Raw genomic sequence first — 21,408 nt, forward strand, 5'->3', positions numbered from 1 at the left:
TTTACCCGCGTCGAACGCGCGGGGAACCGTCGAAACGGCCGAAGGAGGGACGGGGGCGCGGCCGGAGCGGGAGCCTAGGAGTAATACCGGCCCAGGGTCTCGGCCTTGAATTCGAAGAAGGTGCCGGCCTCGATGGCGAGGCGGGCGTCGTCGACCATTTTCACCACGAAGCGCTCGTTGTGGATCGAGATCAGGGTGGCCGAGACCATCTCCTTGGCCTTGAACAGGTGATGGATATAGGCCCGCGAGTAGTTCAGGCAGGCGTAGCAGTCGCAGCCTTCCTGCAGCGGACCAAAATCGCGTTTGTACATGGCGCCGGAGAGGTTGTACCGGCCGGTGGGGTGGTAGAACGCCGAGTTGCGGGCCACCCGGGTGGGGGAGACGCAGTCGAAGGTGTCCGCGCCGTTTTCGATCGCGGTGAAAATGTCGTCGGGCTCGGAGATGCCCAGCAGGTGCCGCGGCTTGTTCTCCGGCAGTTCCTCGTTGCACCAGCGCACGATCGTGCCCAGGTTTTCCTTCTCCAGCGCCCCGCCGATGCCGAAGCCGTCGAAGTTCATGGCGCCGAGGTCCCGGCAGGCCTTGCGGCGCAGGTCCTCGTACTGGGCGCCCTGGATCACGCCGAACAGCGCCTGGTAGGGTTTCCCGGCACGCTCGGAGGTGAGCCGGAAGTGCTCGGTGATGCAGCGTTCGGCCCAGCGGCGGGTGCGCTCCAGGGACTCCTCTTGGTAGCCGCGGGAGTTCTGCAGCGTGGTCAGCTCGTCGAAGGCGAACATGATGTCCGCGCCGATCTGGTGCTGGACGTTCATCGAGATCTCGGGGCTGAACCGGTGCCGGTCGCCGTTGAGGTGGCTCTTGAACCAGACGCCCTCCTCGTCCACGTGGGCCAGGCGTTCCTTGCCGGGCGCGACGGCGTCGTCCGGGCCGGAGTGGTCCACCGACTTCATGTCGATGACCTTCTTGAACCCGGACCCCAGGCTCATCACCTGGAAGCCGCCCGAGTCCGTGAACGTGGGGCCGCGCCAGTTCATGAAGGCGCCCAGCCCGCCGGCCTCGTCCAGGACGTCCGCGCCGGGCTGCAGGTACAGGTGGTAGGCGTTGGCCAGCACGGCCTGCGCGCCGAGATCGGCGACGGCCTCGGGCAGCACGGACTTCACCGTGGCCTTGGTTCCGACGGCGATGAACGCCGGCGTCTGGATCTCCCCGTGCGGGGTGGCGATGGTGCCGGTGCGGCCCAGGAATTCCCCGCCGTTCGCCGCCACCTGCGCGCCCGACGGCGCACACGTTTCGCTCAAGCGCTTGCCCACCCGGAAGGAAAACTCGGATTGCCGGGCAGGCAGCGGGGCGGAGGGGGCGGGTTCAGGATTCGCTGGCACCGTTCAAGTGTGCCAGCTAACACCGCGGAACCCTTAGTGCAGCGGGTCCGATGTGGGGTAGTTCTCAGCGCGCCAGCTGTCCCAGTAGTTGCGGATGGCCTCCATCTGGTGGGCGCCGAGCTCGTAGGTGGAGACGATCACCAGGGAGCCGCCGTCGGGCCGGACCTCGGGGATGGCGGGCTGGTCCGCCACGATGACGAGGCCGTCGCCGTGTTCGGCGTACCCGTGCACGGTCAGGCCCACCTGGTGGTTGCTCCGGAACCAGACCTTCCCGGCAATCTCCTCCCCGGTGGCCAGGGTCAGCGAGTACGGCTCGCCCGGCGCGGGCACATCGGCCAGGCCCAGCTTGTCGATCGCGGAGCCACCCGTCCCGGGCACCGAGAAGAAGAACGTCCGCCGGTTGCCGTGCGGGTGGCGCTCGAGGGCGAAACGGAGCTGGTGCAAAAAGGTCAGCCAGCCCTGGGTGATGTCCTCGTCCCAGGCCGCCCACTCCGAATTGTGGTCGATCGCCGCGCGCGTCACGCTGACCTCCGTGCCGGCGGGGACCGGTTTGAGGGTGAAGATGTCGCCGCCGTCGACGACGAGCGACGAGTGGTCCGCGCTCTCGACCACGTTGGGGCTGAAGTAGATCGCGTTGATCTCGGCGGCCTGGTCGTCGGCCTCCCAGCCGTGCCACTGGGCCACCTTCGCGGGTTCGCGCAGCATCGTCCAGACCTGCGGCGCGTCAGAGTTGATCACCACGCTGAGATTGTTCGTCATGGGGCTGAATTTACCCCGCCCGGCCCTGCCCGGGTAGGGCCAAACGCCCACCGATCGGCGTCCCGGGCGGGCCGCGTTCCGCCGGCGCGCTCAGCCGCGGACGGACTCGAGTTCGTTGCTGATCCGGCGTTCTATTTCCGGGCCTCCGATGGTCTGCGAGCCGCCGTGCGCGCGCAGGAAGAGGAGCGCCTCAAGCCGCAGCAAACGCCACTCCCGCTCCGCATCCGGGTTGGCGTTGTCGATGGCGCGGAAGATTTCCTTGTCGTACAGGTTTGGCTCGTTGAGTGAGCGCTGGCGCACCTTGGCGTTTATCCGCGACTTAAACGGGTCCGTCTCCATGGCGTCCGGCGCCCGCAGGAACTTCTCATAGACGGCCGCGCGTTCGTCTTCCCCGCGCTGGCGGCAAATGTAGCTGGCCAGCGCCAGAGACGCTTCCACCGACGCCCAGCGGCCCGGGTTCCCGTCGAAGGGCAACACGTTGAGCAGGTCCGCGACGGCGAGGGCGTTGTCGGCGTCCTTGAGCACGACGAACAGTTCATGCGCCAGATCGCTGAGGTCCTTGAGGCAGCTGCCGGACTTGGTGTTGATGCCCTTGGTGAGCCGGTCGCTAAGCAACAACACGCCCAGCGCATCGGGGTGCGCCTCGGCCGCGGCCTCCACTACGGACTCCGGAGTTCCCTCCGCGATCGGGATCAAGGCCAGGTCCGCCTCGCTCGGTCCACTGACGGCCGGCGGAACCACCGGCGGCGGCGGGACGACGACGGCGGACGGCGACGTCGGGCTGCCGTCCTCCGCGGGACGGGGCGGGACCACCTGCAGTTCCGGGCCGGCGTCGTCCGCGGAGGGAGCGGCGGGTTCGCCGGAGGCGGTCTCCGGAGCATCGTCGTCCTGGCGGCCGGCGTCGTCCACAGGGGACAGCTCCGCGGCCTCGGTCGGGGCGTCCCGGACCCGGACCACGGAGCCGGCGGCGATCCGCAGCACTCCGCCCCCGGTGAGGGTGGCGCGGACGATGGCGGGGGAACCGAAATCGTCGTTGTCGACGTCCACACGCTGGATTTCGGCGGTGCGCGTGGCGTCGGGCAGGAGCAGCAGATCCCCGGTCTGCAGAGATCCCGCCTGCCGTTCGCTGTAGTTCAGTGAGGCTGTGGGGTGGGTCATCTGGAGTCCTTAACTTCTCTTTCGGTCCGCTCAACAGTCTACAAAGACCGGCGCGCGAAGTCGGGGACGCCGGGGCGGCCCGGTCGTCCCGGGGGCGGTCCAGCTGCTCCGGGCAGACTCCCTAGTGGCCGACGCCCGCGAACGCCAGTGCCTGGCGGATCAGGGCGCCGCGGCCGCCGCTGAACTCCAGCTGCACGTCCGAGCTCATCACTTCCTCCGGGGTCATCCAGGTCAGTTCCAGGGCGTCCTGCCGCGGAGAGCATTCGCCGGTGACGGGGATGATGTAGGCCAGGGCGACGGCGTGCTGCCGGTCGTCGGTGAAGCCGGTGTGGGACGGGGACGGGAAGTATTCGGCCACCGTGAAAGGGACCGGGCTGATCGGCAGTTGCGGGAAGGCGAGCGGGCCAAGGTCCTTTTCCATGTGGCGCAACAGGGCCGCCCGGATGGTCTCGCGGTACAGCACCCGGCCGGAAACCAGGGACCGGATCATGGTGCCGTCCTCGTCGGCCTGCAGCAGGGTGCCGACCTCGTTCACGAACCCGAGCGGGTCAAGCCGGACCGGAACGGCCTCGACGTAGACCATGGGAAGCCGGCCGCGGGCCTCGAAGAGATCCTCGTCGGAAAGCCAGCCGGGATTGGGGTCGGGGGTGCGAACGTTCATGGTTAAGTTCTACCCCATCCGCGTTCCCCGGGCGTGGTCACCCTGTCTATTCGGACCCGGGGGCCGCGGCGATCCACAGGGCGTGGGGGTGGGCGGCACTGCCGTCCGCATCGGGGTTGCCCACGTGCAGCAGCGGCAGGGCGGCCTCCTCGACCGCCGCAACGTCATGCCCCGCCTCGGCGAGCCGCTCGCGCAGAGCGTCGAGGTCGCCGTCGTATTCGAAGGCCAGCCCGGCGCTCCCGGCGCCCGCCGCGGTTCCGGCAGCGGCGCCGACCATCAGGACGCCGCCGTTTTTCGCCGTGAACGCCTCCGTTTCGACGATGTCGGGGTCGGCGTAGCCGACACCGGGTGCGCCCGGCACCGGGCGGGGGCGGGCGCCGATGTCGCGCAGGGTCTGGGTCGCCGCCCGCGGATCCTGCGCGAACCAGACGCCGACGACGGCGAGACCCGGCTCCGCCTCCGCAGACGTGGACCAGGTGCCGTCGGACGCGCGCACGGCGGGATCTGCCAGGAAGCTGAACCCATCCGGCGAAGAGACCCGGCACGAGGAACCGTGGTCGGCGTCGATGAGCTCCGCCGTGGTGCCGCCGGCGGCACCGGTCGCGGCACCGGCTTCGTTGGTCCGGCGGGCAAATTCCGCCAGGTCGCCGACCTCGACGCCGAAGGAGGTGGTGCCGTCCTCCGCGGACCCCGCCTCGGCGAAGTGCAGTGCCAGGCGTCCCGCGCCGGCGTCGAACTCCCGCCAGGTGGGCTCGTCGGCGGTCTTTACCATGCCCAGGTCGGTCAGCAGCCGCTCCCACTGATCGAGCCGGGAGGTGAAATGGATGGGGCGGACACGCAGCATTGGTATCTCCCTGATGGTTCGGGGCCGGGAGCACAATGGTGCCATGGCTGCTGAGCTAAGGGAACTGCTGGTGAAAGACGCCGCCGAGTGGCGCGCGTGGCTGGAACAGCACCACGCGGAGAGCCCCGGGGTGTGGCTGGTACTGCACAAGAAGGGCGGCTCGGTTACCGAACTGGACTACGAGGCCGCCCTGCAGGAGGCGCTGTGCTTTGGCTGGATCGACGGGCAGGGCAGGCGCCGGGATGCCGAGACGTCCTTCCAGCGGATGACCCGGCGGGGGCCGAAAAGCGTCTGGTCGGCGCGGAACGTGGAGCGCGTCGGGCGCCTCGAAGCGGCCGGCCGGATGGCCCCCGCCGGGCGCGCTGCCGTCGACAGCGCCAAGGCCGACGGACGCTGGGAGGCGGCCTATGCGGGCCAGGCCGCAGCCGAGGTGCCGGAGGACCTGGCCGCGGCGATCGCGGCGGACCCCCGGGCGCAGGCGATGTTTGAGGTCCTGACGTCGGTGAACCGGTTCGCGCTGATCTACCGGACCAACTCGGTCAAGCAGGCCGCCACCCGGGAGCGGAAGATCGCCGGCTTCGTGGACATGCTCGCACGCTTTGAAACGCCGTACCCGCAAAGCCGGCGGCCGGATCCCGGACCTTCAGCGACTTCCCGGTAACCGTCCGGGAGCCCGACAGCCTGGGGTGGGAAAATAGCCCAATGCCTACCACCCAAAGCGGGCCCTCGCGCGCCGCCGCCCCCACCCAGCGTTCGCAGCGCACGCTGTTCTTTGCCGCCGCAGGCCTGTTGGTGGCCGGCGAGGCCGTGTTCTGGCTCATGCTGGCCGCAGTCCAGACGGACTCGGGGCTCGCGTTGCTCGACGGCGGAGTCCATGACGCCCTGGTGGAGGACCGGTCGCCCCTCGCCACAGGAATCCTGGCTGCCGTCAGCACGGTCACCTCGCCAAGCTGGATGACGGTCATCGGGGGCCTGCTCGCGCTCGGCTGGGCGGTCTGGAAGCGCGAAATCTGGCGGCCGGCGTTGCTCCTCGGAGCCATGGCGGCCGCCTTCGGCGTGTCCACCCTGATCAAACACGAGGTCGCGCGCGGCAGGCCCTCGGCTACGGACTTCCTGATGGGCCCCGACGATGCCCTGTCCTTCCCCTCCGGGCACACCTTTGGTACCGGCGTCTTCCTGCTGGTGCTGGTGTACCTGCTGCTGGGCAGCGCCGGCGCCCGCACGGCGCGGCGTTCGACGGCGGTGCTGGCCTTCTCGGGGGCCGCCCTCGGCACGTTGCTGGTCGCGTTCAGCCGGCTCTACCTCGGCTACCACTGGCTGACGGACGTGGTCGCCTCGCTGGGCCTGGCGGTGGCCGTCACCGGCGTCGTGGTCCTGGTCGATGGCCTGCGCGGCGCCCGGACGGCGGACCCCCGGATGGCGGACCCGGACCAGGCGCCGGCCGCGCCGGCACTTCCGGCCTACCCGGCACTTCAGGCCGAGCCGGGTCTGCCGGCCCGGGCGGAGCAGAGGCCCTAGAACGCTACGCCGAGCGCCTGGGCGAGCACCACCGCGGAGGCTGAGGACCACGCCTGCGGGTGGCAGGAGGCCGGATACGGCACCGCGCGCCCCGACTCGGCCGCGGTGACGCCGGCGAAGAGCTCCGGGAGCCGGTGCCCGAACGACCCCGCGGCGCTCAGCAGGCCCTCGGCCAGCACCCGTGCCTCGGCGGTGAATCCCTCGCTGAGCAGGCCCCTGATCGCGATGGCGGTGTCGTGGCTCCAGACCGAGCCGCAGTGGTAGCTGAAGGGCCAGAATCCCGCCGCGCGCCGGGACAGGGTGTGCAGGCCGTAGCCGGAGAACAGCTCCGGGCTGAGCAGCCGGTCCGCCACGAGCCGCGCCTCCGCGGCGTCCAGGATCCCGGTGCCCAGCAGGTGGCCCATGTTGGAGCCCGGGATGTCCAGCGGTTCGCCGTGGCCGTCGAGCGCCATGGCGGGGAACCGGCCGCCGTCGTCCTGAACCCAAAAGCGCTCGCGGAAGTTGTGTTTCAGCGCCTCGCCGAAGTCGCGCAGCTCCTGGGCCCCGGGTTCGCCGTACGAGTCGAACAGTTCTGCCGTCCCCACGGCTGCCTGGTAGGCGTAGCCCTGCACCTCGGAGAGTGCGATCGGGCCGTCGGCCTGGCGGCCGTCGCGGAACTGCATGGCGTCCCGGGAGTCCTTCCAGCCTTGGTTGCTCAGCCCGTGGCCGGAGGTGTCCTGGTAGCTGAGGAACCCGCCGTTGCCGGAGTCTGCACCGGCCATCCCGGCGGCCAGCAGCCACTGCGCGGCGCGGGCGGCGTTCGGCAGCAGGGCGCGGACCGCGGCGTCGTCGGTGCCGGCGCGGCCCAGCTCGCCGAGCAGGCACAGCCACAACGGGGTGGAGTCCACGGCGCCGAAGTACACCGGGGGCAGCCGCAGGGCCTGGCTTTCCAGCACCAGTTCCTTGGCCCGCAGTTCGTGCAGGATCTTGCCCGGCTCCTCGGCCGCTGCAGGGTCCGTTTTGGTGCCCTGGTAAGCGGCAAGGGCGCGCAGGGTCCCGGCGGCAAGGGCGGCGTCGAACGGCAGCAGCAGCCGGGCCGCCCAGAGCGAGTCCCGGCCGAACAGGGTGAAGTACCAGGGCGCCCCGGCGGCGAGGAACGGCGCCTCAGGGGCTTTCCGGGTGGCCAGCCGGAGCCCGTCGAGCTCGTCGAGGGCATTGTCCAGGAGCAGGCCGAGGTCCCCCTCCGGCTCGGTCCGGACCCGGCGGGCGGGCGGCGGCGCGGCCACCACGATGTCCTCGGTGTCGGCCAGCACGGCCTGCCACTCGGCTTCCAGCGGCCTGCCGCGGCCGGCGGTCCCGCGCCAGATCAGCCGTTCGCCGCGGGCCACCCTGCCGGGCGCGGAAACGGTCAGGGTCTTGCCGCCCTCGCTCCAGCGCAGCGAGGAATCATCCGCCGCCGCGGGCTGCAAGGGTTCGCGGTAGCGCCCGAGCCGGATGGCGGCCATGTCGGTAAAGTCCGCAGCCAGCCGCACCTCAACCTCCGCGTCCAGGGCCTCCAGCGAGGTGCTCAGCCGCAGCGAGACGCGGACAGCGCCGGGCGTGACGGTCCAGGTCTGCACAAGTTCGACGGCGGGATCCTCGGTGGGGCCCTCGATGCCGCGCACGAGTCCGCGGACCCGGAGCACCCCGCCGGGGGAGGCCTCGACCGTGGCCGGTTCCGGGGCGAAGCCGTTGACGGTCACCTCGGCCCGACACAGCATCCGGGTGTCGCCATGCAAGAGCCCGGTGAACCAGTCGCCGGCGCCTGTGGCGGTGGCTGTACCTGCGGCGCTCTCGCCGGATACATCGCCGGCCAGCCGGCCGTCGGCGTCGAGCCACAACTGGGTGGGGGCGGCCACGGAACAGTGCTGACGGTGGAGTGCTGGCTGAACAGTCATGCGCCCCAGCCTATGCCGGAAGGCCGGGGCGGACCTAGGCCCGCCCGCGGTGCCGCCCGCCTGCAGGTCCGCCCGTCTGCGGGCACGTCGCCCGACCGGCGGGGCTCAGTCCTGCGTGGTGTCCTCCATCGGGAAGGCCACGGCCTCACCCACCACCCTCAGGCACAGTTCGGTGCCGGGCCGGGCGATCGACGCGTTCCAGTGCCGGATGGTGATGATCTCGCCGCCGCCGGGGTAGCGGTGGTCGGCAACGGCGCCCTCGGCCAGGACCGGAGGAACGGCCAGCTTGAGCCGTACCGTGGTCTCCGGGCCGAAGTAGTCCGTGTCCACCACGGTGCCGCGGATGGGGCCGTCCTCCGCGATCCGGATCTGCTCGGGCCGGAGCATGAGCTGCACCCGTCCCTGTGCCGGCGGCCGGCGGACCGGAATGCCGCCCAGCGAGCAGGTGGCCAGGGAACCCTCCATCCAGGCGTCGAGGATCACGGCGTCGCCCAGGAACTCCGCGGTGGCCCGGTCCGCCGGGCGGGTGTAGACCACAAACGGGTTGCCGATCTGGGCGAGCTTGCCGCCGCGCATCACGGCGACCTGGTCCGCGAAGGAGAGCGCCTCGGCCTGGTCGTGGGTGACCAGGATGGTGGTCACGCCGGCGTCGTGGAGCACCTTGCCGACGGCGCGGCGGGTGGCGACGCGCAGCCCGGCGTCGAGCGCGGAGAACGGTTCGTCCAGCAGCATCAGTTCGGGCTCGCGGGCCAGGGCGCGGGCCAGCGCGACGCGCTGCTGCTGACCGCCGGAGAGCTGGTGCGGCCGCCGCTTGGCCATGGCCGGGTCCAGGGCGACCATCTCGAGCAGCTCCGCGACGCGGGCCTTGACTCCGCGGTGGCCGCCGGGGAGCTTGCCGGCGTCCAGTCCGAAGGAGATGTTCTGGCCCACGGTCAGGTGCGGGAAGAGGGCGCCGTCCTGGGCCACGTAGCCGACGTGCCGCTTGTGCGCGGGCACCCAGAGGCCGTCGCCGGCTACCTTGCGGCCATCGAGTGAGATGCTGCCGGTGTCGGGGTGCTCAAAGCCGGCAATCAACCGCAGCAAGGTGGTCTTGCCCGAGCCGGAGGGGCCCACGATCGCCGTCGTGCCGCCCTTCGCGACGGAAAGGTTGACGCCCTTGAGGACGGCCTGGGAACCGAAGTTCTTGGTGACGGCCTCGACTTCCAGGTGGCTGTTGGTGCTGGGCGCCACGGAGGGTGCGATCCGGGGTTCCGGAAGTCGGGAGGGGTTTTGTTCGGTCACTGTCCCGCTGCTTTCTTGGACTGCTGGAAAAGAAGGTAGGTCATCGGCGCCGAGATCAGGATCATCAGCAGGGCGTAGGGGGCGGCACCGGCGTAGTCGATTTCGCTGCTCTTGCTCCAAAACTCCGTGGCCAGGGTGCGCGTCCCGTTGGGGGAGAGCAGCAGGGTGGCCGTCAGTTCGTTCACGATCCCAAGGAACACCAGGGCAGCGCCGCCGGCCGCGGCCGGAGCCGTGAGCCGCAGGGTAACCCGGAGGAAGGCCAGCAGCGGAGGCTTGCCGAGGGCCTGGGCCGCTTCGTCGAGCTCCTTGGGGGCCTGCGAAAGCCCGGAGCGGATGTTCACCAGCGCCCGGGGCACGAACAGCAGGACGTAGGCGGAGATCAGCAGTGCCGTGGTCTGGTAAAGGTCCGGTGCCAGCCGGATGCTCACGGTGACGAAGGCCAGGCCGACGACGATCCCGGGCATGGAGCTGGTGACGTAGTTGGAGAGCTCCAGGGCCTTGCTGAACCAGCCGGGATGCCGCACGGCGAGGTACGCCATCGGGAACGCGACCACGGTGGTGGCCAGGGCGCCGGCCAGGCCGTAGCCGAGCGTCTGCAGCAGCGCGGGCAGGAACTCATCGGCGGCCCAGATGTCCGGCCCGCCGGCGAAGATCCAGCGCAGCACGAACGTCAGCGGAAGCCCGAAAGCCAGCGCGGTCAGGGCCAGCAGGGACAGCTGCGCGGGCAGCTGGTAGGCGTGCAGCGGCAGGCGCAGTGCGCGGGCCTGGGCGCCGGAGCCCACCCGGGCGTAGCGGGCGGTGCCGCGGCTGCGGACCTCCACGAGGAGCAGGATCAGGCAGAGGAACACCAGCACGCTGGCCAGCATGTTCCCGGCCGTCCCGTTGAAGGTGGACTGGTACTGGACCATGATCGCGGTGGTGAAGGTGTCGAAACGGATCATCGCGAAGGCGCCGTACTCGGCCAGCAGGTGCAGTGAGACCAGCAGCGCGCCGCCGGTCATCGCGATCCGCAGCTGCGGCAGCACCACACGGAAGAAGGCGCGCCACGCCCCAAGGCCCAGGGAGGCGGCGGACTGCTCGATGGCGGGGTCCAGGCGGCTGAGCGTCGCGGCGGCGGGGATGTAGACCAGCGGGAAATAGGACAGGGTGGCGATCAGCACGCCGGACCAGAGCCCGCCCATCGATGGCACGGCCGAGACCCAGGCGTAGCTGTTGACGAAGGCCGGAACCGCGAGCGGCGCCGCGAGCAGCACGGCCCACCACTTGTGTCCCTTGAGGTTGGTGCGTTCCACCAGCCACGCGCCGCCCACGCCCAGGATCAGGCAGAGCGGCACGGTGATCAGCGTGAGCAGCACGGTGTTGAGCAGGAGCTCGCCTACCCGGGCGCGGAAGATCAGGCCGACGGCGGTGTCCCAGCCGGTGGCGACTGTCATGACCGCCACGTAGCCGAGCGGGATCAGCGAAAACAGGGCGATCAGGACCGCCAGGATGGCTACCACGGAAACGCCGAAAGGCGGGCGGGGGCGTTTGCCCCTGCCCGCCGTCGTCGTGCTTCCGGTGGTTCCGGGAGCCGTTAGCGTTTTTGTCACTGCTTAGAGCAGTCCTGCCTTGGTCATCAGGTCGGTGACCTTGGCGGAGTTCAGCTTGGCCGGATCGACCTTGGGTGCCTGCAGTTCCTTGAGCGGAACCAGTTTGTCGTTGGACGGGACGTCCGAGCCGACGGCGTACTCAAAGGAGGTGCCCTTTTGCAGCACTTCCTGGCCCTTCTTGCCGGTGATGAACTTCAGGAAGGCCTGGGCGGCCGCCGCATTCTTCGAGGACTTGAGCACGCCGCCGCCGGAGACGGACACGAACGCGCCGGGGTCCTGGTTCTTGAAGTAGTGCGGCGTGACGTTCTTGGAGTTCTCGCCGGTCTTGGCCTGGTCGCCGTAGTAGTAGTAGTGGTAGATCAGGGCGGCGTCCACCTCGCCGGCGTTGACGGCCTTCATGGCAGTGCTGTTGCCCTTGTACGCCTTGTAGTTCTCCTTCATGCCCTTGAGCCATTCCTCAGTGGCGGCCTCGCCCTTGAGTTCGAGCAGGGCGGAGACGATCGCCTGGAAGTCGGCGCCGGACGGCGATGCCGCCCACTTGCCCTTCCACTCGGGCTTGGCCAGGTCCAGCATGGACTTGGGCAGCTTGTCCTGGCTCAGCTTGGCCTTGTCATAGACCAGCACGGTGGAGCGGGCGGCGATGCCGGTCCACTTGTTCGTCGAGGGCCGGAACTCGGCCGGAACCTGGTCGACGGTGGCCTTGTCCACGTCCGCGAACAGCCCGGCGTTTTCCACCTGGGCCATGGCGGGGGAGTTCTCGGTGAGGAACACATCGGCGCGGGAGGCCGCGCCTTCCTGGATGATCTGGTTGGACATTTCGGTGTCGTCGCCCTGGCGCAGGGTGACCTTGATGCCCGTTTCCGCGGTGAAGGCGTCAACCCATTCCTTGGTCAGGGATTCGTGCTGGGCGTTGTAGACCGTAATCTCGCCGGCCGGCTTGCCGTCGGCTCCGGTGGTGCTGCCGGAGGTCGATGCGCCGGAGCCACAGGCTGCGAGGCTGAGGGCGGCGGTGGCGGCGAGGGCGATGCCTGCCAGCGCATTATTGCGGATCTTCATGAGGCTACTTTCTGCAAGGAAAAGGTCGTAGGTGCCTAACCTCCGTGAGCGGGAAGTTAGGGCATGCTCACTACGAAAAACTGTAGGTTAGCCAAACCTAAGCAACCAAGCCGAGAGCGCCGTAAGTGAGGAGGATCACACCAATTACGAAACTATTGCGTGACCTAATTCCCTGTGGAGGCTTCCTGGGCCGCTGTGGCGCTCTGCGCGGCGTCGCCCGCGTGGGTGGCGCCGGCCTCTGGGGTGGCAACGGCCGGAGCGCCAGCGTTTTCGGCCGCGGACTCTCCGCCGGACTCCTCGGCGGACGGCTTCCCGACGGCGGGCAGCTTCCCGGCGATCGATGCCGCAGCTTCCATGACCATCCAGGCCTGCAGCTGTGTGGACAGTTCGACGGCGGACCCCGCCGGGTAGCTCCGGCGCGCCGGCAGCTCGGGGCGGGCCGAGAAGACCAGCCGTGCCCCGTTGCGTGCCAGCGGCTCCTGCGCCGCCACCAGGCGGCGGCCCTCCCAGAACGCCTCCGCGGTATCCGTCACCAGCAGGGCCGCCTCGGCCCGGGTCTCGGCGGACAGCCGTTCGTCGACGGCCGCAAGGGCCAAGTAGCGGATGAGGACACCGGTGAAGAGGCCGCCGTCGCCGGTTCCCTCGGACCGGAGCACCGTGGCCTTGCGCCCCAGCAGCGGGGCCTGGACCGTGAGGCTGCGCCCCACCGCGGCGACCAGCGCGGCCGCCCGTTCCAGGTTCGCCTCACCGCCCAGCTCCAGCAGCGCACCCAGGACCGGGCCCTGGTTGTAGGTGTAGATGGCGCTTTCCAGCACCAGCTCCCCGCCGGGGGCGATCCGGAGGCCGTCCCGGTACAGGCCCTGTTCCGGGTCGTAGAGCTTGGCGTCGAGCCAGTCGAGCAGGGCCTGTGCCTTGGCCGACTGACCGGTCCGGGCGTAGTACAAGGCGATCGGGGCCGTGGCCGGGGTGTTTTTGAAGTCGCGCTTCTTGCTCCAGAACGTGCCCCCGCCCAGGTCGTCGGTCGAGGCCGAGTCGAACTGGAGGGTGAGGCTCTTGAGGACCTTGGCGTTGCGGCGCCTGCCGGAGGTCTTGCGGGTGTCTTCGGCGAGCTTCTCCAGCCGCAGGGTGGCGAGGGCCAGCCAAGCCATGTCGTCGTAGTAGCTGTTGACGACGGTCAGGAAATTGCGCAGCCGGATGCCGGTGACCAGCCGGGAAGCCAGCTTGCCAGCGCTGGGCAGGTTGTCGCCGTCGAACTTGGCCGGGGTGTGGCCCTCGACGCCGAGTTCGCGGCGGCCGGTGTCCACGAGGCAGTCCACATAGTGCGCCTGCCACCAGTAGTGCCACGGCCGGGCCAGGTTCTTGAGCCTGCCGGAGGGGCGGGAAATCGCGGCGATGTGGGTACCGGGCAGGAAGAAGAGGCGCTGCCCGAACAGCCGGGTCACCGAACGCGCGGCCTCATCGGCGCGGAAAGACCAGTTCGGGGCGGGGGAATGGGCAGGTGCTGCGGTCATGGTTCAAGCCTAGTGGCGGCGGCGGCTCCGGCGCGGAATCTCAGGGCCGAGGTGCGCAATGTTTGCATTCCAGTTAACCTGAACTAACTAATGTTCCCTGGTGCCAGTGGGTTGCGCACAGCTCACGGCCGGGTTGCGGTTCCACATCAAGGAGGATGTATGGACGTCTTGGGTACTGTCGCACTGATCACGGGCGGCGCTTCCGGTCTGGGGGCCGCGACGGCCCGGCGGCTGTTCGATGCCGGCGCGTCCGTGGTGCTGGTGGACCTGCCGGCCTCGGCCGGGGACGCTTTAGCCGCCGAGCTCAATGCGTCTGCCGACGGCGGCGCTGCGGGCGGCGGTGCGCCGGTACCGGCGAACCGTGCCGTCTTTGTCCCGGCGGACGTCACCAGCGAGGAGCAGGTGCAGGCCGCCGTCGACGCCGCTGTCGCCCTTGGGCCGCTGCGGATCGTGGTGAACTGCGCCGGCATCGCCACTCCAGGCAAGGTGCTGGGCCGGGACGGTGTGCTGCCGCTGGAGACCTTCAGCCGGGTCATCCAGATCAACCTCATCGGCACCTTCAACGTCATCCGCCTGGCCGCCGCGGCGATGGCCGCCACCGAGCCAGTTGCAACCGAGCTGGGCGGCGAGGAGCGCGGCGTCATCATCAACACCGCCTCTGTCGCTGCGTTCGACGGACAGATCGGCCAGCCGGCCTACTCGGCTTCCAAGGGCGCCGTCGCCGCCATGACGCTGCCGATCGCCCGCGAACTGGCGCGCTCGCTGATCCGCGTCGTCACGATCGCGCCCGGCATCTTCGAAACCCCCATGATGGCCGGGCTGCCGCAGGAGGCGCAGGACTCGCTGGGTGCGCAGGTGCCGCACCCGTCCCGGCTCGGCCGGCCCGCCGAATACGCGAACCTCGCCGCGCATATCGTGGACAACGCCATGCTTAACGGTGAGACCATCCGGCTCGACGGCGCCATCCGGATGGGACCGAAGTGACCCTCGACGTGGGCACTTCAGCTGCCGCGGACCCGGCAGTGTCCGGGCTGCCGACTGCCGATTTCTTTGACTTTGAGTCGATGCTGAGCGCTGCCGAACAGGCGAAACTGGCCGAACTCCGGGACTTCCTGGCCCGCGAGGTGGCGTCGTTCGCCACCCAGTGGTGGAACGACGCCGAGTTCCCGGCGCATATCCTGCCCAAGCTGGCGGCGCTGGAGCTCAGCGCACCGGCCCAGCGCGGCTACAGCAACCTGTTCGCCGGCCTGGTCATCGCCGAGATGACCCGGGTGGACACCTCGCTGGCGACCTTCTTCCTGGTCCACCATGACCTGTTCGTGGAGTCGCTCTACGGTTTTGGTTCCGAGGAGCAGAAGGCCCGGCTGCTGAAGGACGCGGCCGACCTGCGCACCACCGGGGCCTTCGCACTGACCGAGCCGGACCACGGCTCCGACGTGGCCGGCGGGATGGAGACCACAGCGCGGCGCGTGTCCGGCGGGGACAGCGGCGACCACTGGGTGCTCAACGGTGCCAAGCGCTGGATCGGCAACGGGACGTTCTGCGACTACATGCTGGTCTGGGCCCGCGACGAGGCCGACGGCGGCATCCGCGGCTTCATTGTCGACGCCACGCTGCCCGGCGTGCGCCGGAGCCGGATCGAAAACAAGATCGCGCTGCGGACCGTGCAGAACGCCGACATCGTGTTCACCGACGTGCAGGTGGCCGAGGCCGACCGGTTCGCGGGGATCAACAGTTTCGAGGACACCAACGAGCTGCTGCGGGGTTCGCGGATCATGGTCGCCTGGCAGGGCGTGGGGCAACAGCTTGCCGCGTTCGACGTCGCCCGGCAGTACGCCGTCGAACGCCGCCAGTTCGGGCGGCCGCTGGCCAAGTTCCAGCTGGTCCAGCAGCAGCTGGTGACCATGCTCGGGAACGCGGTGGCCAGCATGGGCATGATGGTCCGGATTGCCCAGCTGCAGGATGCGGGCGCGGCCGACATGCCACAGGTGGCGCTGGCGAAGTCCTATGTGAGCGCCCGGATGCGGGAAACCGTGGCGATGGGCCGGTCCCTGCTGGGCGGCAACGGGATCGTCACCGACTACCGGATGGCGAAGATCTTCGCCGATGCCGAGGCGATCTATACCTATGAGGGCTCGTACGAGATCAACACCCTGATCGTGGGCCGCGCCGTGACCGGAGTGTCCGCGATCGTCTAGCCAGCCGGGCCCTGCTGCTAGGCGAAGGGCTGCTTTTCGCCGGCTTCGATCCGGTAGTCCAGGCTGTTGTTCTTCACCGGCATGGGGCAGGTGCCGTACGGGGTGAAGGCGCTGGGGTAGTTGATGGCCCGGTTGAAGTCCAGGACCACGGTGTTGTCCGGCCGCGGCCGCGCCGTGGAGACCTTGCGCCATTCGTCCGTCGTGTCTCCATTGGTCTCATCGTGGAACGTGACGGTGAGGGCGCCGAGTTTCTCCTCCTCGGCCTGCAGGTGGCATTCATGCTCCTGGCCGGGGAGCCGGAACACGAGCTCGCCGACGGAACGGTGCACGCCGTCCACCAGCGGGTTGGCGGTCCCGATGGGCACGTCCACCGGCTCGGGATAGGGCGTAAACCGCGCCTCGATGACCAGGTCCGGCCGGTAATCAAAGGTGGGTACGCCGTCGAACCCGGTGAACACCGGCGACTTCGAATCCCGGGTGCGCAGCGCGTATCTGTTGGCCCGCATGGCGAGCTCCACCCTGACCTGCCGGCCGTCCGTTCCGCAGAACTGGACCCACAGCAGCGACTCTTCATTGCTAAGCGCCGCGCTGATGGTCCCGTCCACGGGCTCGCCGGTCTCCACCAGGGTCAGCCCGTCGCCCGCGGCTGCGGTAAGGAACGCCGTCGTGCCGTCCGTGGACCAGAGGCCGGGGACGAGTTCGACGGCGGCCGGGCTCTCCGGCAGCCACTGGAAGGAGGTCAGGGTGAGCCAGCCGTAGTGACTGGCGAGGGCCTCGTTGCGGTTCTTGCGGAAGCGCTGCCAGCGGGCGAGTTGTGCGTCAGTGGGGGACGGGGCGGCGGTCAAAGGGCACCTCTGCGGGTATCAGCCCAACTAGCTCGCAGTTGTTGTCGTTCTGAGGGCTCAAAACGGCAACAACTGTCTGTCAGTTGGGGGTGGGCGGGTTGGTCAGGGCGGCCGTAACCAGTTGGGCCGCGGTGGTGCGGGCGGCGGCGGCAGCGGCGGGGTCGGCGTCGAGCACACCGCTGGCCAGGCCGCCGTCGAGGACGAGGGTCAGGCTGCGGGCCAGTCCGTCCGGATCCTGGGCGCCGGCCTGCTCCGCCAGGTCCCGAATCCACGCCAGGATGTGCTGTTTGTGGGCGACCGTCCGTTCATGCACCCGGGTGCCGGAGGCCGACTCGGCCGCGGCGTTGATGAAGGCGCAGCCGCGGTAGCCGTCCCGACGGCAGGCGGTGGAGAGCGCGTCGAACAGGCCCACGAGTTGATCCGCGGCGTCCGGCCCGGCGGCTTCGGCGGCGGCGTGCAGCTGCCCGGTCCAGACCCCGTCAACCTGTTCCAGATAGGCCAGGATCAGGTCATCCTTGGCCGGGAAGTACTTGTAGAAGGTGGCCTTCGCGACGCCGGATTCGGCGATGATCGTGTCGATGCCGGCCGCCCGGAGTCCCTGCGCGTAGAAGAGCCGGAAGGCCGTCGCCAGGATCTTGTCCTTGGCCTGCCCTGCCGGCGTCCGGACACTGCGCGGCCCGACGGCGGTTGGTGCGGTGGCTGCTGTCGGCGTCATAACTTCATGGTACACAGACCAGTCTGTCCGGGCGCGGTCCGGGGCCGTCTGACGGGGCGGCCGGCGGAGCCAGCCGAGGCCGCTCCCAGGTCACAGTGCGCCGACGGGACGCTTGCCGTAGACAGTTCTGTCTGGTAGCGTCTCGCCCAGCGGTAGACGGACTTGTCTACCCTCAATGATCCGAAAATGTCCTACCGAATGAGGTCCCCATGAAAATTGCAGTATTCGGCACCGGCACGGTCGGCCCCGCCGTCGCAGGCGCCCTGGCAAAGCTCGGCCACGACGTCGTCATCGGAACCCGCGATCCGCAGGCCACGCTGGCCCGGACCGAGGCGGGACCGATGGGCGGCATCCCGTTTGCCCAGTGGTACGCGGAGCACGGCGAAATTTCCCTGACCACCTTCGCCGAGGCCGCCGCCGGCAGCGAGATCGTTGTCAACGCCACCAACGGCACCGGTTCCCTCGATGCGCTGGCCGCCGCCGGCGCCGCCAACCTGGCCGGCAAGGTCATCGTCGACATCGCCAACCCGCTCGACTTCTCCCAGGGCTTCCCGCCGTCGCTGAACCCGGTGAACACCGACAGCCTCGGCGAGCAGATCCAGCGCGCCTTCCCGGACGCGCGGGTAGTCAAGACGCTCAACACGATGAACGCCGGGATCATGGTTGACCCGGCCAGCGTGGCCGGCGGTGACCACTCGGTGTTCGTCTCCGGCAACGACGCGGACGCCAAGACGGTGGTGGCGGGGCTGCTGGCGGACCTGGGCCACCGCGACATCATCGACCTGGGCGACATCACGACGGCCCGCGGCACGGAAATGCTCCTGCCGATCTGGCTGCGGCTCTGGGGTGCCTTCGGAAACGCGGACTTCAACTTCAAGATCGCCCGCTAAGACCGCCGGGCCCCGCCGGGTCCAGCCGAACTGGCTCGCAGTTGTTGCCGTTTTGAGCGCTGAAAACGGCAACAACTGCGAGTTAGTTGGGTGCAGCGGCCGTCGTCAAGGGTCCCGACACTATCTGAGACGGATTCCCCGCGTGAGCGTGAGCCGGGTAACATCCCATGGGTACAAGTAACCCGGCTCACAGTATCCAGCGCAGTGTACGAGCCAAGTCGAACCCTCGAAAGATTGTTTCCATGGCTGACACTGCATTGACTTCCGGTACGGACCTCGCCTCCGAACTGCGCGCCGACGTCCGCCGGGTGTCCACCCTCCTCGGCGAATCCCTGGTCCGCCAGCACGGCCCCGAGCTCCTCGACCTCGTCGAGCAGGTGCGGCTGCTGACCAAGGAATCGAAAGAGGCCGCCCGGGGCGGCGCCGATGCCACCGGGCCGTGGAGCTCGTACGACGTCGTCGCCCAGGTCCGCGAACTGCTCGGGTCGCTGCCGCTTGAGCAGGCAACCGACCTGGTCCGGGCCTTCGCGTTCTACTTCCACCTGGCCAACGCCGCCGAGCAGGTCCACCGGGTCCGCGGGTTGCGGAGCCGGCAGGAAAAGGACGGCTGGCTGGCCAAGGCCGTCGAGGAAATCGCCGAACAGGCCGGATCCGCCGTGCTGCAGGATGTCGTGGATGAACTCGACGTCCGGCCCATCTTCACCGCGCACCCCACCGAAGCCTCTCGCCGTTCGGTGCTGGATAAGATCCGCCGGCTTTCCGACGTGCTGGCCGAATCCACCCGGGAGGGCACCTCGGCCCGCCGCCGCCAGGACCGCCAGCTGGCCGAGGTGATCGACCAGATGTGGCAGACCGACGAGCTCCGCCAGGTCCGGCCCACCCCTGTGGATGAGGCCCGGAACGCGATCTACTACCTCACCGGGATCCTCGGCGACGCCATGCCGGAGATGCTCTCGGACCTGTCCGAACTCCTCGGCGAGCACGGCGTCACCCTGCCCGTCACGAAGGCGCCGATCCGCTTCGGCTCCTGGATCGGCGGTGACCGGGACGGCAACCCCAACGTCACCGCCGGCGTCACCCGCGAAATCCTGCAGATCCAGAACCAGCACGCCGTCCGGATCAGCATCGGCCTGATCGACGGGCTCATCTCCATCCTGTCCAACTCGACCGCGCTGGCGGGGGCGGACCAGGCGCTGCTGGACTCGATCGACGTCGACCTGGGGAACCTGCCCGGACTGGACCGCCGCGTCCTGGAGCTCAACGCGCAGGAACCGTACCGGCTCAAGCTCACCTGCATCAAAGCCAAGCTGCTCAACACCGGCCGCCGGGTCGCCGCCGGCTCGGCCCACGAGCCCGGCCGCGACTACGCCGCCACCGCCGAGCTCCTGGCCGAACTGGGCCTGCTCGAGGTCTCGCTGCGGAACCACCACGCCGGCCTCGCCGCCGACGGTGCGCTGGCCCGCGTCCGGCGCGCGATCGCCTCCTTCGGGCTGCACCTCGCGACGCTGGACATCCGCGAACACGCCGACCACCACCACGACGCCGTCGGGCAGCTGATGGACCGCCTCGGCGGCCCCGGCGTGCGCTACGCCGAACTGAGCCGCGCCGAACGGCTCGAAGTGCTCGGCTCCGAGCTTGCCTCCCGCCGCCCGCTCTCCGGCCACCCGATTAGGCTCGACGGCGTCGCGGACGGCACGTACGACGTCTTCCGTGAGATCCGCCGCGCCCTGCGCACCTACGGCCCGGACGTGATCGAGACGTACATCATTTCCATGACCCGCGGCGCGGATGACGTCCTGGCCGCGGCCGTGCTGGCCCGCGAGGCCGGGCTGGTGAACCTTTTCGGCGAGGCGCCCTATGCCAAGATCGGCTTCGCCCCGCTGCTGGAAACCGTCGAGGAGCTGCGCGCCTCGGCCGAGATCGTGGACGCGCTGCTCTCGGATGCGTCCTACCGCGAGCTGGTCCGGCTGCGCGGCGACGTGCAGGAAATTATGCTCGGCTACTCGGACTCCAATAAGGAATCCGGCGTGATGACGAGCCAGTGGGAAATCCACAAGACACAGCGCAAGCTGCGCGACGTCGCGGCCAAGCACGGCGTCCGGGTGCGGCTCTTCCATGGCCGCGGCGGCTCGGTGGGCCGCGGCGGCGGCCCGACCTACGACGCGATCATGGCCCAGCCCAACGGCGTGCTCGAAGGCGAGATCAAGTTCACCGAGCAGGGCGAGGTCATCTCGGACAAGTACTCGCTGCCCGAGCTCGCGCGCGAGAACCTGGAGCTCTCCCTCGCCGCGGTGCTGCAGGGATCGGCGCTGCACCGCACCCCGCGCACCTCGGAGGACCAGCGCGAGCGTTACGGCCACGTCATGGAGACCATCTCCGATGCGGCATTCGCCCGCTACCGGACCCTGATCGACGATCCGGACCTGCCGGCCTACTTCATGGCCTCCACCCCGGTGGAGCAGCTGGGCTCGCTGAACATCGGCTCCCGCCCGTCCAAGCGCCCCGATTCCGGTGCGGGCCTCGAGGGGCTGCGGGCCATTCCGTGGGTATTCGGCTGGACCCAGTCGCGGCAGATCGTGCCGGGCTGGTTCGGCGTCGGCTCCGGACTTAAGGCTGCGCGCGAGGCAGGCAACTCGGCCCAGCTCGTGGAGATGATGGACGGCTGGCACTTCTTCCGCTCGGTGCTCTCCAACGTCGAAATGACGCTCGCCAAGACGGACATGGACATTGCCGGCTACTACGTTTCGACCCTGGTGCCGGCCGAGCTGCACCACCTGTTCCACGCCATCCGCGCCGAATACGAGCTGACCGTGGCCGAGATCCAGAACCTGACGGGGGAGGACCTGCTGCTCGACGCGCAGCCCACGCTCAAGCGCTCGCTCGAGATCCGGGACCAGTATCTGGACCCGATCAGTTACCTGCAGGTGGAGCTGCTGCGCCGCGTCCGCGCCGAGGCCGCGGCAGGGGAGGGCATGCCCAACGCCGAGATCGACGAACGCCTCCAGCGGGCCATGCTGATCACCGTCAACGGCGTCGCGGCGGGCCTGCGCAACACCGGGTAGTCCGCGCCCCGGCTCCGGGGCGCGTCCGGCTA

18 protein-coding genes are annotated in these 21,408 nt (G+C 69.5%); 6 read left to right on the forward strand and 12 right to left on the reverse strand.

Features of this window, described 5'->3' with window-relative positions:
• Window positions 1-74: 74 nt before the first annotated feature.
• The 5 genes from tgt to AC1DH3_RS08015 form a co-directional block, all read right to left on the reverse strand.
• Window positions 75-1,373: a tRNA guanosine(34) transglycosylase Tgt gene (gene tgt, locus AC1DH3_RS07995; RefSeq protein WP_476892856.1), complete on the reverse strand. Its 1,299-nt coding sequence runs from the start codon at window positions 1,371-1,373 to the stop codon at window positions 75-77.
• Window positions 1,374-1,406: 33 nt separating this feature from the next.
• Window positions 1,407-2,132: an SRPBCC family protein gene (locus tag AC1DH3_RS08000; RefSeq protein ID WP_476892855.1), complete on the reverse strand. Its 726-nt coding sequence runs from the start codon at window positions 2,130-2,132 to the stop codon at window positions 1,407-1,409.
• Window positions 2,133-2,222: 90 nt separating this feature from the next.
• Window positions 2,223-3,290 carry a DUF6707 family protein gene (locus AC1DH3_RS08005; RefSeq protein WP_476892854.1) on the reverse strand — a complete coding sequence of 356 codons (1,068 nt, stop codon included), beginning with the start codon at window positions 3,288-3,290 and terminating at the stop codon, window positions 2,223-2,225.
• A 121-nt stretch (window positions 3,291-3,411) separates the two neighbouring features.
• Window positions 3,412-3,951, reverse strand: a complete 540-nt coding sequence (locus AC1DH3_RS08010; protein ID WP_175322253.1) for an NUDIX hydrolase family protein — start codon at window positions 3,949-3,951, stop codon at window positions 3,412-3,414.
• A gap of 46 nt (window positions 3,952-3,997) precedes the next feature.
• Window positions 3,998-4,795 carry a VOC family protein gene (locus tag AC1DH3_RS08015; protein ID WP_476892853.1) on the reverse strand — a complete coding sequence of 266 codons (798 nt, stop codon included), beginning with the start codon at window positions 4,793-4,795 and terminating at the stop codon, window positions 3,998-4,000.
• Window positions 4,796-4,838: 43 nt separating this feature from the next.
• Between AC1DH3_RS08015 and AC1DH3_RS08020 the strand changes: the two genes are divergently transcribed.
• Window positions 4,839-5,456 carry a YdeI/OmpD-associated family protein gene (locus AC1DH3_RS08020; protein ID WP_476908999.1) on the forward strand — a complete coding sequence of 206 codons (618 nt, stop codon included), beginning with the start codon at window positions 4,839-4,841 and terminating at the stop codon, window positions 5,454-5,456.
• Between the two features lie 41 nt (window positions 5,457-5,497).
• The gene (locus AC1DH3_RS08025; protein WP_476892851.1) at window positions 5,498-6,313 is read left to right on the forward strand and encodes a phosphatase PAP2 family protein; all 816 of its coding nucleotides are present in this window, start codon (window positions 5,498-5,500) and stop codon (window positions 6,311-6,313) included.
• Here AC1DH3_RS08025 and AC1DH3_RS08030 read toward each other — a convergent pair.
• The 5 genes from AC1DH3_RS08030 to AC1DH3_RS08050 form a co-directional block, all read right to left on the reverse strand.
• A complete protein-coding gene (locus tag AC1DH3_RS08030) occupies window positions 6,310-8,229 on the reverse strand; it encodes a glycogen debranching N-terminal domain-containing protein (protein WP_476892850.1) in 1,920 nt (639 codons plus the stop codon). The two genes, AC1DH3_RS08025 and AC1DH3_RS08030, sit on opposite strands and share 4 nt — an antisense overlap.
• 105 nt (window positions 8,230-8,334) lie before the next feature.
• Entirely contained in the window at window positions 8,335-9,510 is a 1,176-nt protein-coding gene (locus AC1DH3_RS08035) for an ABC transporter ATP-binding protein (protein ID WP_441418964.1), read from the reverse strand.
• The gene (locus AC1DH3_RS08040) at window positions 9,507-11,099 is read right to left on the reverse strand and encodes an ABC transporter permease (RefSeq protein ID WP_441418965.1); all 1,593 of its coding nucleotides are present in this window, start codon (window positions 11,097-11,099) and stop codon (window positions 9,507-9,509) included. Before AC1DH3_RS08040 ends, AC1DH3_RS08035 begins: the two co-directional genes overlap by 4 nt.
• Window positions 11,100-11,102: 3 nt before the next feature.
• Window positions 11,103-12,155: an iron ABC transporter substrate-binding protein gene (locus AC1DH3_RS08045; RefSeq protein ID WP_441418966.1), complete on the reverse strand. Its 1,053-nt coding sequence runs from the start codon at window positions 12,153-12,155 to the stop codon at window positions 11,103-11,105.
• 164 nt (window positions 12,156-12,319) lie between these two features.
• Window positions 12,320-13,666, reverse strand: coding sequence for a glycoside hydrolase family 76 protein (locus tag AC1DH3_RS08050; protein WP_476909000.1), 1,347 nt, complete (start codon window positions 13,664-13,666; stop codon window positions 12,320-12,322).
• Between the two features lie 159 nt (window positions 13,667-13,825).
• Between AC1DH3_RS08050 and AC1DH3_RS08055 the strand changes: the two genes are divergently transcribed.
• Together AC1DH3_RS08055 and AC1DH3_RS08060 are read left to right on the forward strand one after the other, a co-directional pair.
• Window positions 13,826-14,650, forward strand: coding sequence for an SDR family NAD(P)-dependent oxidoreductase (locus AC1DH3_RS08055; RefSeq protein ID WP_441418968.1), 825 nt, complete (start codon window positions 13,826-13,828; stop codon window positions 14,648-14,650).
• An 80-nt stretch (window positions 14,651-14,730) separates the two neighbouring features.
• On the forward strand, window positions 14,731-15,864 hold the full coding sequence (locus tag AC1DH3_RS08060) for an acyl-CoA dehydrogenase family protein (RefSeq protein ID WP_476909058.1): 1,134 nt from the start codon (window positions 14,731-14,733) through the stop codon (window positions 15,862-15,864).
• 17 nt (window positions 15,865-15,881) lie between these two features.
• On the opposite strand, the gene AC1DH3_RS08065 is transcribed toward AC1DH3_RS08060, so the two are convergent.
• Together AC1DH3_RS08065 and AC1DH3_RS08070 are read right to left on the reverse strand one after the other, a co-directional pair.
• On the reverse strand, window positions 15,882-16,709 hold the full coding sequence (locus AC1DH3_RS08065; RefSeq protein WP_476909001.1) for a DUF1684 domain-containing protein: 828 nt from the start codon (window positions 16,707-16,709) through the stop codon (window positions 15,882-15,884).
• A 79-nt stretch (window positions 16,710-16,788) separates the two neighbouring features.
• Window positions 16,789-17,424, reverse strand: a complete 636-nt coding sequence (locus AC1DH3_RS08070) for a TetR/AcrR family transcriptional regulator (RefSeq protein WP_476909002.1) — start codon at window positions 17,422-17,424, stop codon at window positions 16,789-16,791.
• A 209-nt stretch (window positions 17,425-17,633) separates the two neighbouring features.
• On the opposite strand from AC1DH3_RS08070, the gene AC1DH3_RS08075 reads away from it, so the two are divergent.
• Both AC1DH3_RS08075 and ppc read left to right on the forward strand, forming a co-directional pair.
• Window positions 17,634-18,314: an NADPH-dependent F420 reductase gene (locus tag AC1DH3_RS08075; RefSeq protein ID WP_476909003.1), complete on the forward strand. Its 681-nt coding sequence runs from the start codon at window positions 17,634-17,636 to the stop codon at window positions 18,312-18,314.
• Window positions 18,315-18,556: 242 nt separating this feature from the next.
• Window positions 18,557-21,376: a phosphoenolpyruvate carboxylase gene (gene ppc, locus AC1DH3_RS08080; protein ID WP_476909004.1), complete on the forward strand. Its 2,820-nt coding sequence runs from the start codon at window positions 18,557-18,559 to the stop codon at window positions 21,374-21,376.
• Window positions 21,377-21,408 lie beyond the last annotated feature (32 nt).

Source organism: Arthrobacter sp. 05L428, assembly GCF_056397665.1.